The sequence below is a fragment of the Variovorax soli NBRC 106424 genome (assembly GCF_001591385.1).
GTDB classification, from domain to species: Bacteria; Pseudomonadota; Gammaproteobacteria; order Burkholderiales; family Burkholderiaceae_C; genus Variovorax; species Variovorax soli.
Genome location: NZ_BCUU01000003.1, coordinates 67,642 through 80,586, shown reverse-complemented (window position 1 = coordinate 80,586; position 12,945 = coordinate 67,642). Strand labels below are relative to the sequence as shown.

Here is a 12,945-nt window from a genome sequence, read left to right as displayed (position 1 = left end):
TGCAGCCATCCTCAAGTTTGGGGAGGGATCGGCATCCCTACGTCGCCGGCCCGAAGAATCTCTCGATGTCCGTGATGGTTTGCTCGATCACGTCGGGGTCGTCAGGGTGCTCGACCAGCTCGACGAGGAGGTTGCCGAGGTTCTTGCGGAGGGTGGGGCGCTGCTTGATAGCCAGTCGCCCCAGGAGTTCCATTGCCAGGCGGATTGAGTGAGGCTCAGGCGCACAGGCGCGTTTCTCGAAAGTTTGTTCTGGGGCTACCAGGCCGCTATGGCCAGTCTCGAGCCATTCTGGTGTGACGCCCAAGGCGGTTGCGATTGCGACTAGATCCCGGGGGCGCTTGCGGTGGCCGGACTCGATGTTGCCGATCGCGCTCTGCGAGATGCCGGCCCTCTCGGCAAGTTGCTCCTGGGTCAGCCCTCGCTCGCCACGAATCAGCTTCAGGCGATAGGCGAGCCCTGTCGGATGAATGACATTCAACTTATCGGTTTTCATTGGTAGAAAACGGTATACCGATAATTTGGATGGGGCTACTTGCGCGGGGCTAGGCGCTTGGCGATCAGAGGCACCATGTCCATGTTGCCTTGTGGGTTGTCAATGAAAGTGGCCAACATCGAGCAGGCACTTGCTCGGTCGCCGGCTTCACTGATCCCTTCGATTGAGGCGGCCAGCACCTGAAGGGCGCTTTCTACCGTCATGGTGGGCACAGCTTGCGAGGGCTGACCAAACATGGATCCTTCGCCCGTGGCCAACCAGTGGGCGTTGACGCGACACACGCCCGCGATCTGCGCCGTCTTTGAAGAGCCTTGACCTGCCTTTTCGGCCTCTGCAATGGTCGACTGGCTCACCCCGATGGCCTTGGCGAGTTGCACTTGGTTGAGTCCTGCATGCTTTCTCGCTAGCACGAGGCGTTCGCCGAAAGGGGTTCGATTGCGCATAGGGATCCAACGTGAAAACCGGTTTGCCTATTGTAATGATATCGGCATACCGATATATTCCGATCCATGGACTGGATCTCAATCATTTCGGAGCTGACAAAAAGAGGGCTCACCCAAGGGCAGATCGCAGGCGCATGCCAATGCAGCCAAGCCGCGATCAGCGAGATATCGACTGGCAAGGTCAAAGATCCCCGCTACAGCTTGTGCCAGGCCCTTCTTGTTTTGTACCAGCAGCCCGCAGTGCAGCTGCGTGGGCCACTCGTCGCAACCGAACCCGCGAAGGCCGCCTGACATGCCCGCCCCCCACATCAAAGGCATCGAGGTCACCGAGCACTTCGACGAGCCGGCAGGGCATGGGTTTGGCGACCAGCGGCCTTCGAGGCCGACGCGGTCGCGCGTGGCCGCTATTGCAATGAAGGTCTGCCTGTGGGCAGCAAGCAGTGCGCCTATCCGTTGGGCCGCTGCTTGGTCTGGCCGCGCAAATCTTGCCTGGGGCAAGTCGTTCTTTTCGGGCGAGCCGATGAAGCTGGGGGACGTGCTGCCGTGGCCCGTCAGTAGCGCGGGAAGCGCGAGTTCAACCACGCCGACGCCTTGCTGCCGTTCGCTGCCATCCAGCCAGGACCAACCTCGAGAACAAGAAAGTCCTTCAGATCCATGCGTTGATCCAACGTCAGGGAATCCGGCCAAGCGTGCTCCCACATCTGCCGTATCGAGAGGTCGGTCGTGATGAACACGCCGATTCCATGGGCATCGATCCATAGCGGTGCTGCAGCACTGTCGACGTTGGTCTTGATCCGCTGCAGGAATGCTCGTCCGATTGCGGCGTTGGCTGCGTTGAGTGACACCAGCATCAAGACATGCTTCTTTTCCATTTCGCCTGCCCCTTGCGGGGTCCAAGTTGGGGAATTTGGAGCCTACGCCGCGAGTGGGCGGGCGCCCCTCCACAGTTTTGAGGACGGCACTTCGCATCAGGCCCTTCCCCGGTACTGCGGCCGGTTGGCCGCGGGACGCACCGGTAGCCGGTCTGCTCGGTGCTCGGCGAAGCGGATCAGCAGCTCGCCGTCGACAGCGCGCATCTCCAGCCTGGTGGTGCAGATCGACAGTCGTGCTGGTCGGTTGGCATCCGGGTCTGCGTTGGTGGACATGGATGTCCGGGTGCTGCTGTGCAAGACGTCGCCGGTGGCGTGCGGCAGCGGCAGGTCGGGGTCTGGGAGTTCTGTGTGCATGGAGCCGCAGTCTCAGCCGGCCCAGGTGGAAGCACCAGCAAGACGCGATGCAGCTCCTTGCACCTTCTTGCAGGACCTGCAACGGCATGAAAGCCCGCGAAATGCGGTGCAAGGCAGTGCATCGTGACCCCCGAGCCGCCCGACGAGCGCGCCCGCAAGATCGTCTCGAGCGTGCTCAAGGCGACGCAGCGGGATGCATCACAGGCGGCTATCGCTGTGGCCATGGGCGTCAGCGAGGCGACCGTCTCAAGACTGCTCAGCGAGCACCTGGACAAGTTCGCGCTGATGCTGGCGCACGCGGGCCTGCGGGTCGTTGGCCAGGACATGCGCTGCTTCCCCCCGGACTACGTCGATGCGCTTCTCCTGATGGCGAAGCAGCACCTGAGCACCGTCCAGACGGTGCGCACCTTGGAGTGGGACTGATGGCCCGCCAGATCAACCGCGTGATCTACATCGCGCACTTCCTCTACTGGCTGCGCGTGCACCGTTCCTGGTCGAGCGCCAAGTGGGTCACAGATTACGAGGTGGGCAGATGGAGATAAAGCAGTCCCGGCTGACGGCTGAAGATGTTCGCGCTGCGCTTGAATACTTGCCGGAAAGCGGCCGCCTGATGTGGAAGGCGGGGACACGCGCCGGACGCGAAGCTGGGCATCTGAGCAGCGCGGGTTACCGGACCATCTGGGTCCGTGGCGAGGCGCATCTTGCCCATCGCGTTGCTTGGCTCATCGCTACGGGCGAGTGGCCGATGGTCGCCATAGACCACAGAAACGGCGTTCGCGACGACAACCGAATTGGCAATCTCAGGCTCGCAGGCAAGCGGATCAACGGCGAGAACCTTCGACGCGCGCGATGTGACAACAAATGCGGGCTCCTGGGCGTGTCGTTCTGCAAGTCCTCAGGGCGTTGGCGCGCCCAAATAGCAGTGAATGGCGTTCGTCACAGGCTCGGGCGCTACGACACACCTGAACTCGCACACGCAGCGTATGTCCTGGCAAAGAGGCAGCTTCATGAAGGCTGCACGATTTAGAGGGGAGGGCCTGGAAATGAGCGAACCGATCCTGATCGACCTGAAGAAGATGATCGACAGCCGCGGCGAGCCCTGGGCCGTGACATTGAAGCTGAACGCGCCTTCGATCTATGCGCCGGCTCGTACCGCCTCGCTGGTCGACGGCGAGTGGATCCGTCAGCCGGCCGCAAGGCCAGCACTCCAGCCGCGTGTCGTGCTCATAGGCGACGACGGCTTCACCACCCACGAATACGACGCAGCGAGCATCCTGAACACCGCCGCGAAAGGGCTGGGATTCTTCGTCGCGAGCTACTCGCCAACCCCGCCATGCGTGTCCTTCACGCCGGAAGAAACTGCGCGCGTCGCCCGCTTGATCCGCGAAGCAGTCCCTCGCCAGATGGGCGAATTCGTCGTCACCTGGCAGCCGGACGACCCGTCCATTCCGTTCTGATGAACTACTACGAACACCACATCGGCGACTACGCCGAAGCCACACAGCACCTCACCATCCTTGAGGACGGCGTCTACACCCGGCTCCTGCGCAAGTACTACGCCAGCGAGAAGCCCTTGCCTGCCGATATTGCCAAGGTGCAGCGCCTGGTGGTCGCGCGCTCGAAGGAGGAGCGCGAGGCCGTCGAGTCCGTGCTGCGCGAGTTCTTTGAACTGCGCGAAGACGGATGGCACCAGGAGCGTTGCGACATGGAGATCGAGCGCTACCGCGCCGGCGAGCCAGATCGCGAGGCCAAGAAGGCCAACGAAGACACGCGGACGCGGCGCCACCGCGAAGAACGAGCGGCGCTGTTCAAGCAACTCAACGATGCAGGACAGCATGCGCAGTGGAACATCGGCATCAAGGATCTGCGTGCGTTGGTAGCAGCGTTGCAGCCGCCCGTGCCTGATGCACCTGAAACGCAACCTGCAACGGAACCTGAAACGCCTGAAACGTTACAGGTCCGGGAACCTGTCACGGCACCTGCAATGCCTGTCACGGCTACCCAGACACCAGACACCACTACCCATACCCAGACACCAACTAAACAAGGAAATACTTCTTTGGGGGGTAAGCCTGAGTACCCACCCGGTTTCGTCCGGTTCTGGTCGATCTGGCCCAAGCACCCGCGCAAGGAGGCGAAGGGCGAGTGCGCTAAGGCGTGGGAGAAGGCCGGCGCGGAGAGCATCGCCGACACGGTCATCGCTCACGTCGAGCGAAAGAAGGTGTCGAAGGAGTGGACGAAGGACAGCGGCGAGTACGTGCCGGCACCGCTCGTGTACCTGAACCAGAAACGCTGGCAGGGGGCCGATGAGCCCGCAGCCGACGGCGTGTCGCCGGAGCCGAACTGGTTCGAGGTCGCTGGGTTCGGCAGCCAGGCCGAGGCGTTGAATGCTCGATGCCACGTCGGCAACTTCCGCGACTTCCGCGATGGGAAGCTCTTCTCCGAGGAGGTGACCGGATGAACGCGGGCGAACTCAAGTCCCGCATGGCGTCGCAGGCCCAGCGGATCGCGGAGCACCTGCTGCCCCAGGGAAAACGCAAGAGTGCGGAGTGGAAGGCCGGCGACACCAGCGGCGAGCCCGGCGACAGCCTGTCGGTCCGCATAACCGGTGACCGTGCCGGGGTGTGGAAGGACTTCGCGAGCGGGGAGGGCGGCGACTTGCTCGACCTGTGGATGGCGTGCCGTGGCCTGTCGATCGTCGAGGCGATGAAGGAGGCCAAGGCCTTCCTCGGCATCCGCGACGACCTGCTTAAGCCGCCGGAGAAGACCTACCGGATGCCGGATCGGCCGAGCGTTCGGGTGCCGAAGGCGGGCGTGGCCGACTGGTTGAAGGGCCGCGGCCTGACCGATGAAACGATCAAGGCGTTCAGGATCGGTGAGCAGCTGCGCGACGGGAAGACCTACGCGGTGTTCCCGTACTTCGACCAGACCGGCGAAAAGTTGATCAACGCGAAGACCCGCAACGTCGCCGAGAAACGGGACATGCGCCAGGAGGCCGGCGCGGCGCCTTGCCTGTTCGGCTGGCACCTGATCGACCGCAAGGCCCGGGTCGTCACGATCACAGAAGGTGAAATCGACGCCATGACGTTGCACCAGATGCGCGTCCCAGCGCTGTCCGTGAACCAAGGGGCAGGCAACCACCAGTGGATCGAAGTTGACTGGGAAAAGCTCGAGCGGTTCGACGAGATCCTGATCTGCTTCGATCACGACGAGGCCGGCGACAAAGGCGCTGCGGAGGTCATCCGCCGGCTGGGTATCGACCGCTGCAAGCGGGTCCACCTGGGCGCGAAGGATGCGAATCAGTGGCTGCAGGAGGGTGCTGACGCCTGCGATTTCCAGACCGCCATGAGCGAGGCCCGACCGCTGGACCCAGAAGAACTGCGCAATGCGGACGATTTCACCCCACAGGTAGAAGCGTTGTTCTTTCCGGACCCGGCGGCGCCGCGGGATCCCTTGATCAAGTTCGACAAGGCGTTCGACTTCTTCGAGTTCCGCCGCGGTGAATACACCTGCTGGACCGGCATCAACGGGCACGGCAAGAGCCTCATGCTCGACCAGATCCTGCTCGGCCTCATGGAGCAGGGCGAGCGCGTCGTGATCTTCTCCGGCGAGATGCCCCCTGCCAAGCACCTGCAGCGCATGCACAAGCAGGCCACCGGCCTCCATCGGCCAACGCGCGAGTACATCCGTGCGGTTGGTGCCTGGCTCCGTGACCGGTGCTGGCTGTTTGACCTGGTCGGCACGGCGAAACTGGACCGCCTGCTAGAAGTCTTCGCCTACTCGGCGCGACGCTACGGCGTTCGGCACTTCGTGATCGACAGCCTGATGATGATCGACGTCCCTTCGGATGGCCCGGGCGCGATCACGAAGCAGAACGAGGCCGTGCAGAAGATCGTCGCCTTCAAGAAGGCGCACGATGCTCATGTCCACCTCGTAGCTCACCCCCGGAAACTGAAGGACGAATCGGAAGCCCCCGGGAAGATGGAAGTGGCTGGCGCCGGCGGCATCGTCAACGGCGCCGACAACGTGTTCTCGATCTGGCGCGCCCAGAAGGACGAAGCACCAGCGAACCCCAACGATCCTGACGCGGTGGAGGCTTGGCTGAAGGAACAGGCCGACATCGACGCCAAGCTGATCCTGAAGAAGTCGCGCTACGGCGAATTCCAGGACTACACGCTGCGCCTGTGGTTCGACAAGCCGTCCATGCAATTCCGATCGCAGCAGCGGCGCTACCCATATTCCTACGTCCCTTTCTCAACTCAGGAGCCCCAATGTCCGAGCAATACGCACTCCTCTGGAGCAAGAAATCCAACGGATTCCATGTCGAACCCGTCTCACGAACCGTCGAGTCCGGCATGCGCATCTTCCTGAACAACCAGGGGAGCGACTACCTCGTCATCGCGGCGGGAAGCGCCGAAGAGGTCGCCAACAAAGCAGACGAGCTGCGCCCCGTGCTCTTCGAGCGCGAGGGGGTCAAGCGCCTGTACGGAACCGATTCGGAATGAAGGAGCGACTTTGAGCAACCCGGACGCACCACTGATCGACGAGCGCCTGACCAGCGCGACGAACACGTCCAATCTGCACCTGGATACCAGGGAGGGAAGTCCCACCAGCGATGCCGACGTGATCACTGCGGCCGGCTGGACGTCGAAGACGGTCGAGTACGTGATTGGCCGCAACCTCATGGCGCTGCACTCGGAATGGGACCGCGCAGAGCATCCCCGGATGCCGAAGCCGCACGACATCGAGCGGATCGCGGCCGGCCTGCCGTCGATGGTCGACATCGAAGTGATCGGCGCAGACGGCGGCAAGACCCGCAAGAGCGTGCCGCGCCTGGTCGCCGCCAAGATCGAGGCGGAGAAGTGGTTCGACCTGGAGCGCCTCCGCTTGTTGGGCAAGCTCAAGACGCTGCCCGCGGCCCAGGCAGGTCTGGTGGAGTGGGCGACGATGAACGGCATCGAGGGCGCCGCGGCCAAGGTTCGCTCAGTGCTCTTTTGGTGGCTCGATCACCAGTGCCCGCGGTGCAACGGCACGAAGTACGAGGTTGTGCCGGGTACGAATCGCCAGTCGAACCGGACGTGCCCGCCTGCGCATGCCGGCGGCTGCAACGGTGTGGGGGAGCGCCCGCTTCCCCATGGCAAGGACGGCCGGCAGATCGAGGCCCACATGATCGAGTGCGTGCATCGGGCGCGACAGAAGATCCGGAAGTTCACGTCGCACTCGCACATCGTGTAACTCCATGCTATGCTGCGGGCCGAGACCGCAGGCGGCGCTGACCGCCTCGCACTCGAATCTTCCGGCACCAGCCGCACGAACTACTCCAAGGTGAAAGCCTTGCGAGGCGACCGCGATAGGGAAGGTGTCTGCAGAAACAACGAAGCCCGCATGAAGCGGGCTTTTTTGTTGGCGGGCTAGGTTAGGCGTTGTAGTAGCGGAAGGTCTTTGCCAGTTTCACGCTGAGTTCCGGTGCCTCTTCGTCAACGGCTCGAACGAACTCCGAGTGAGCTTGTGAGAAGGCTTGAAGAAGAGTCTGAAGCATCTGGAGTTCTTTCGGATCGGGAATGCCGACTGGGGCGCGACCCCTTCCCACGGCATTGGCGCTCAACAGAAAGAAGTCCGCTCTGGATTCAAAGCCCCAGGCCTGGCCCTCCAGATCCGATGGCGAGCCAGCCTGACCCATAGCAGCCGCAATCTCTTGGAGTTCAAGCGCATGATGGTCGGTTGTTGATTTGCCGCCAAACGGCTCGTCCCAAGCGAAGTGGATGAAATGACTCAGGACTCTGACGATGTCGTCCCAATGGGTGGCGATGGCGGTGGCAGCATTCGCTACTGCCGCGGCGGCTCCTGCCACTCTCGCGTAGACCGCGACCTTCTTGGCTGCGCCATCTACCTTCTTGATGGCCTTGTGACGGCGGGCTCTTAGATGTGTGCCGCACAGATCTTTGTTGTCCTTTGCGGGGTTGGTGCATTGGGTGCCGTCCTTGCGGATCGCAATGCATTTTTGTGTGAGCGATTCCACGAACTACTCCTCTGTGCCGGCGCCAAAGCGGTTCCACAGAAACGAAACGGAGTGCGCCCCGCGTCGCTGCCCATCAAATATTGTAGGCATTTCGTCTTATGCCTCGATAGAATTCGCGGCATGCTCAAACCCGCCATCCTTTTGTTCGCTCTTGCAGCCTCGTGCTCCGCCAACGCTGCGTCGTCGCTGTGTGAGAAGACGCACGCGGCCGAAAGCTGGGTTAAGGGTGTAGTCGTTGGTGGAGCCGCTGCCGCGGGAGTTGGAGCTGGCGCAGTGGGAACGACTACTGCACTGGGTATTACTGCGGTGACGCACAGTTCGGGCGCGGCCATCCTGACGGGAAGCGCCGGCTATATGGGAGGAACGCTCGGAGTTACGGCCACCACTCTTGGCTTCGCACCGGTGGTGTTGGTGACGGGTGCCGTTGTTGGCGCGGGCGCTTTCGGCGCGATGTACTACTGTCGCGACAAGCGGTAGTAGTCGGCTGGCCATCGAGACGGCGCTCTCCAAAATCGGTTGGCCGACCGTGAAATAGTTTCCGATTCGCTCAGCGTTACGGCGCACTGAGGCGGCAGCTCGTTGCGTGGCGCTGCCAACGCGCTCATGATGAAGTCGCTCGTTGGAATCTCTTCTCCAAGGTCGGACCACCCGGCCTCCTGCCCCGACTGGTGACGGCCGGGGCTTTTTCATTCCTTTCTTCTAGACAGGCACAATTGCAACGGATTGTTTGTCTTGAAGGATCGGGATGCAAAGCAAGAAGGTATTGGCCGCAGCGGCGTTTGTTATTGCGACGAATCTCGCAGCTGCGGATGCCGTCGTCGTCGGCGCTGGAGCCTCGGTGAAGTGCGGCGATTGGTTGGCTGATCGATCCACGTCGGGGCGCGTAACGCGCGCAATGTTCGCTAGCCATTGGATTCAAGGCTTCCTATCAGGTATCAACACGGAGCGATTGGCCCAAAAGGCGCGGCCTCAGTTTGACGTTCCGAGCCATGATGTGCTGAATGCCATGCTGGACAAGCATTGCCGCAACGATCCACTGCAATCGGTGTGGGAGGCGTCGATGGACATCGCTTCCGAACTGACCGAGCGGTCGGCGATTCCCGCGAAGTAGCAGACGGCAATAGTTCCAAGCCGCCCAGGTTCGCCTCGGCGGCTTTTCCGTTTCTGCGGTGTAGATCAGTAGGTAGATCAGCGGGCTCATAACCCGCGTGTCGCCCGTTCGAGTCGGGCCGCCGCAACCATGTTCGCCGGTCGGCCACACCCCATAGGCATAGCCAAAGGGCCGCATCCGGCAACCTTCAATCGGTGCTCACCGATAACAGAGCAGGCGGGTTCGATTCCCGCTCGTTGGCCGAGATCTGGTGAAGGACGCGAGGTGGCACCCGCGATAGGGCGAAAGCCCGTTGAGAGTACCCGGCTTGCCTACCGGGAGGCCATGAACACCAACCGCCGTTTCACACCGCTCAACCTGAGAGCGGCGCGCTGGGCGGTCAATACGGCGCGGTACTCCTAGCGTCAAGCTCCTGGCGCAATCAGGCACGGAAGAACGGCAGGTAGCCAGCTGAGAGGTAAGTCCCTATGGCCGCCAGATTCGACAACACGGATGGACGCCTAAGAGGCAGAGCCCTGCAGGCACGTCGCCTCAGGGTGTGGAGCAAGGACCCGAGCTGCGCGGGATGTGGAAGGTTCACGGACTACCCGGCAGGGTTCCAACTGGACCACATCAAAGCCTTGGTCAACAAGGGCGACGACACCGACGAGAACAGCCAGGTGCTGTGCCTGCCATGCCATGAGGCAAAGACAAGGCGTGACCTCGGTCAAAAGGAGACGGTGCAGATCGGGGTGGACGGGTGGCCGACGTAGGGGGGGGGAGTTTCCAGATTCTGGATGGACCCTCTCGGAAACCGGTTCTGGCCAACTCTTCACGCATCCACAATTCAGGATATAGGGTAAATGCCCAGGCAAAGAACACCCAAGGCGAAGGCCGAGGTATCGGGGGCCGCGGCGAAGAACGCGGCCAGGTTCAAGGACCGGAAGGCGCCGAAAAGCACTCGTGGACTGGGTGAGCCCTACGCCACCATGACCGACGAGCAGAAGAAGGCATGGGCCGAGATTCAGTATGAGATGCCGTGGCTGACAAGCTCGGATCGCATCATGGTCAGGCTGGCGTGCTCGTGGATTGCGCGCATGGAGAAGGATGATTTGGGCGTGGCTGCTTCGAGCGCGCTGGCGTCCATCCTGTCGAAGCTGGGGGCGACTCCGGTCGACATCAGCAAGGTCACGCATGGCGGCGACGAAGAAGATCCCGAAGACGAGTTCTTCTCCAAACCGCATTGATGCCTATGCGCTGGCCGTGGTGGCCGGCGAGATCGTTGCAGGCCCGCATGTGCGCAATGCCTGCCGGCGACATCTGCTTGACCTGGAGAGAGGGCACGAGCGCGGCCTGTACTTCGATGAAGCGGCGGCGCAGCGGGCATTCGAGTTCTTCGAGGGCATGCTCAAGCTGTCGGAAGGGCAGTTTGAAGGGACGCCGTTCCGTCTGGACCCGAGCCAGGCGTTCATTGTTGGCTCGCTGTTCGGCTGGAAGCGTGCGGATGGCACTCGGCGGTTTCGTCGCGCGTTCATCGAGCAGGGCAAGGGGAATGGCAAGAGCCCGATGGCGGGCGGGATTGGTCTGTATGGCCTGATGGCAGACGGCGAGGCCGGCGCCCAGGTCTATGCGGCGGCGGCCAAGAAGGAGCAGGCCGGCATTCTGTTTGCGGATGCCGTGAAGATGGTAAAGGCGTCTCAGGCGCTGAAGAAGCGTCTAGAGTTCTCGGGCGGAGAGGGGCGCGAGTACAACATCGCCTATCACCGGAACGCGAGCTTTTTCCGTCCGGTGTCGCGGGATACCGGGAAAACGGGTTCAGGCCCGCGGCCTTCGTTCGTGCTGGCCGATGAGGTCCACGAGCTGCCGGATCGCAAGAGCATCGAAATGCTGGAACGGGGCTTCAAGTTCCGCCGGCAGCCGCTGCTGTTCATGATCACGAACTCCGGGAGTGACCGGAATTCCGTGGCTTGGGAGGAACACGAGCACGCCGTGAAGGTGGCGGCAGGGCATACAGAGGCGGTGAACGACCCGACATTCGTCGGTGACGTGATAGATGACACGACGTTCAGCTACGTGTGTTCGCTGGATCAGGGGGATGACCCTCTGCGCGATCCGTCGTGTTGGCCGAAGGCAAACCCGCTACTGGGCGTGACGATCACCGAGCAGTACCTTTCGGATGTGGTGGCGCAGGCCAAGGCGATTCCTGGCCAGTTGAATGGCATCCTGCGATTGCATTTCTGCGTGTGGACGGATGCCGAGACGGCGTGGATGACGCGGGCCACGCTGGAGCCGGCACTGGCGCAGTTCGACCCGGATGTCGAGCACGCCGGGAAGAAGGTCTTCACGGGGCTGGACCTCTCGCAGAACCGGGACATCACTGCCAAGGCGTCAGTAGTTCAGACCGGACAGACGAAGGACGGCAAGCCGACGTTCGACGCATGGGTCGAGGCTTGGACGCCGGGAGACACGATTCAGGCGCGCGAGTTGCTGGACAAGATCCCGTACACGGTCTGGCGCGATCAGGGGCACATACACGCGCCAGCAGGGGGGAACATCAACTACCGGCACGTCGCCCAGGCGCTGGCCGAGGACGCCGAGAAGTTCGACGTTCAGATGGTGGCTTACGACCGGTACGCCTTCAAGCGTTTTGAAGAGGCCGTCGAGGAAATCGGCTTGGAGCTTGAGTTCATCGAGCACCCGCAAGGTGGAACGAAGAAGGGCCAGCCCACCGAGGAGATGAAGAAGGCTGCCGAAGCCAAAAAGGAAAAGGCCGAAGGGCTTTGGATGCCTGGCTCGCTTCGGCTTCTGGAAGATGCGTTGTTGGAGAAGCGGATTCGTCTTCGGTCCAACCCGGTGCTGATCTCCGCAATGATGTCCGCGGTCATCGAAGAGGACAAATGGGGCAACCATTGGCTGGCCAAGACTCGGTCGATCAACAAGATCGACGCCGCCGTTGCGCTGTGCATGGCTTTCGGTGCGGCGAACGCTGTGTTCGTACCAAAGCGAAAACCTCAACTTTTCATCATCTGAAGGCCCGCCAAGTGCGGGCCTTTTTCATTGGAACCCCAGCTATGACGACCAAGCGAACCGTTGCCGTCGAAGACCGCGCCTACGCGGTGTTCGAGTTGAAGGCTGTCGAAGAGGGCGAGCGTCGTGTTTTCCGCGGCATGGCCACGACGCCAGGCGTCGACCGGGTGAACGACACGATCAACCCGATGGGCGCGAAGTTCAAGAATCCGCTGGTCCTGCTGCATCAGCACGACCGCGATTCCCCCATCGGCCAGGTGCGATTCAGCAAGCCGACTGAGAAGGGCATCGAGTTCGAAGCGGAAATCCCCGTTGTCTCGGAGCCCGGCCCGTTGAAGGACCGCGTCGACACGGCATGGCTGGAGATCAAGCACGGCCTCGTGCGCGCTGTGAGCGTCGGCTTCCGGCCGATCAAGTACGCCTTCAAGGAAGACGGAGGCATCGACTTCCAAGAGGTCGAGATCTACGAACTTTCAACGGTGAGCATCCCGGCCAACGCCGAGGCAACGATCACCTCCATCAAGTCCGCGAGTGAAACGCTGCTGGCCGCGTCTGGCCGCAAAGCAGCCGCATTCGTTCGCATCCCTCCCGGCGTTTCGGGAAGCCCTGCCCGCAAGGGCGTTGTCTATTTCAACCCGAAAGGCTGA

18 protein-coding genes and 1 tRNA gene are annotated in these 12,945 nt (G+C 62.2%); 14 read left to right on the top strand and 5 right to left on the bottom strand.

Translation table 11 applies throughout. The features are described from left to right. Window positions 1-37: 37 nt before the first annotated feature. A complete protein-coding gene (locus tag VSO01S_RS27825; RefSeq protein WP_068640095.1) occupies window positions 38-493 on the bottom strand; it encodes a helix-turn-helix domain-containing protein in 456 nt (151 codons plus the stop codon). A gap of 35 nt (window positions 494-528) precedes the next feature. Beyond that, a complete protein-coding gene (locus tag VSO01S_RS01845; protein ID WP_084241623.1) occupies window positions 529-936 on the bottom strand; it encodes a helix-turn-helix domain-containing protein in 408 nt (135 codons plus the stop codon). A gap of 66 nt (window positions 937-1,002) precedes the next feature. Between VSO01S_RS01845 and VSO01S_RS28250 the strand changes: the two genes are divergently transcribed. Further along, entirely contained in the window at window positions 1,003-1,227 is a 225-nt protein-coding gene (locus tag VSO01S_RS28250; RefSeq protein ID WP_373282861.1) for a helix-turn-helix domain-containing protein, read from the top strand. Window positions 1,228-1,487: 260 nt separating this feature from the next. On the opposite strand, the gene VSO01S_RS01840 is transcribed toward VSO01S_RS28250, so the two are convergent. Together VSO01S_RS01840 and VSO01S_RS01835 are read right to left on the bottom strand one after the other, a co-directional pair. After that, entirely contained in the window at window positions 1,488-1,808 is a 321-nt protein-coding gene (locus tag VSO01S_RS01840) for a hypothetical protein (protein ID WP_068640093.1), read from the bottom strand. 96 nt (window positions 1,809-1,904) lie between these two features. Continuing rightward, on the bottom strand, window positions 1,905-2,162 hold the full coding sequence (locus VSO01S_RS01835; RefSeq protein WP_068640092.1) for a hypothetical protein: 258 nt from the start codon (window positions 2,160-2,162) through the stop codon (window positions 1,905-1,907). A 123-nt stretch (window positions 2,163-2,285) separates the two neighbouring features. On the opposite strand from VSO01S_RS01835, the gene VSO01S_RS01830 reads away from it, so the two are divergent. The 7 genes from VSO01S_RS01830 to VSO01S_RS01810 all read left to right on the top strand — a co-directional run bounded on the left by VSO01S_RS01830 (window position 2,286) and on the right by VSO01S_RS01810 (window position 7,397). After that, on the top strand, window positions 2,286-2,585 hold the full coding sequence (locus tag VSO01S_RS01830; RefSeq protein ID WP_068640091.1) for an Lrp/AsnC family transcriptional regulator: 300 nt from the start codon (window positions 2,286-2,288) through the stop codon (window positions 2,583-2,585). Window positions 2,586-2,694: 109 nt separating this feature from the next. Further along, entirely contained in the window at window positions 2,695-3,189 is a 495-nt protein-coding gene (locus tag VSO01S_RS26590) for an HNH endonuclease (protein WP_084241622.1), read from the top strand. A gap of 16 nt (window positions 3,190-3,205) precedes the next feature. Further along, entirely contained in the window at window positions 3,206-3,619 is a 414-nt protein-coding gene (locus VSO01S_RS27465; RefSeq protein WP_068640090.1) for a hypothetical protein, read from the top strand. Further along, a complete protein-coding gene (locus VSO01S_RS01820) occupies window positions 3,619-4,623 on the top strand; it encodes a YdaU family protein (protein WP_068640089.1) in 1,005 nt (334 codons plus the stop codon). Before VSO01S_RS27465 ends, VSO01S_RS01820 begins: the two co-directional genes overlap by 1 nt. Further along, entirely contained in the window at window positions 4,620-6,533 is a 1,914-nt protein-coding gene (locus VSO01S_RS01815) for a toprim domain-containing protein (protein ID WP_084241620.1), read from the top strand. The genes VSO01S_RS01820 and VSO01S_RS01815 overlap by 4 nt, the downstream gene beginning before the upstream one ends. Further along, entirely contained in the window at window positions 6,518-6,667 is a 150-nt protein-coding gene (locus VSO01S_RS26975) for a hypothetical protein (protein ID WP_153305095.1), read from the top strand. Before VSO01S_RS01815 ends, VSO01S_RS26975 begins: the two co-directional genes overlap by 16 nt. Before the next feature lie 10 nt (window positions 6,668-6,677). Continuing rightward, a complete protein-coding gene (locus VSO01S_RS01810) occupies window positions 6,678-7,397 on the top strand; it encodes a hypothetical protein (protein WP_068640088.1) in 720 nt (239 codons plus the stop codon). 181 nt (window positions 7,398-7,578) lie between these two features. On the opposite strand, the gene VSO01S_RS26970 is transcribed toward VSO01S_RS01810, so the two are convergent. Continuing rightward, window positions 7,579-8,181, bottom strand: coding sequence for a hypothetical protein (locus VSO01S_RS26970; RefSeq protein WP_153305094.1), 603 nt, complete (start codon window positions 8,179-8,181; stop codon window positions 7,579-7,581). Window positions 8,182-8,926: 745 nt separating this feature from the next. Here VSO01S_RS26970 and VSO01S_RS26965 point away from each other — a divergent pair. The 6 genes from VSO01S_RS26965 (at window position 8,927) to VSO01S_RS01780 (ending at window position 12,945) form a co-directional block, all read left to right on the top strand. Next, on the top strand, window positions 8,927-9,292 hold the full coding sequence (locus tag VSO01S_RS26965) for a hypothetical protein (protein ID WP_153305093.1): 366 nt from the start codon (window positions 8,927-8,929) through the stop codon (window positions 9,290-9,292). A gap of 54 nt (window positions 9,293-9,346) precedes the next feature. After that, window positions 9,347-9,422, top strand: a tRNA-Met gene (locus VSO01S_RS01800). A gap of 337 nt (window positions 9,423-9,759) precedes the next feature. Next, window positions 9,760-10,044 carry an HNH endonuclease gene (locus VSO01S_RS01795; protein ID WP_068640086.1) on the top strand — a complete coding sequence of 95 codons (285 nt, stop codon included), beginning with the start codon at window positions 9,760-9,762 and terminating at the stop codon, window positions 10,042-10,044. A 90-nt stretch (window positions 10,045-10,134) separates the two neighbouring features. Then, entirely contained in the window at window positions 10,135-10,518 is a 384-nt protein-coding gene (locus VSO01S_RS01790; protein WP_084241619.1) for a hypothetical protein, read from the top strand. Continuing rightward, entirely contained in the window at window positions 10,466-12,301 is a 1,836-nt protein-coding gene (locus VSO01S_RS01785; RefSeq protein ID WP_084241618.1) for a terminase large subunit, read from the top strand. Before VSO01S_RS01790 ends, VSO01S_RS01785 begins: the two co-directional genes overlap by 53 nt. A 41-nt stretch (window positions 12,302-12,342) precedes the next feature. Next, window positions 12,343-12,945, top strand: coding sequence for an HK97 family phage prohead protease (locus VSO01S_RS01780; protein WP_068640083.1), 603 nt, complete (start codon window positions 12,343-12,345; stop codon window positions 12,943-12,945).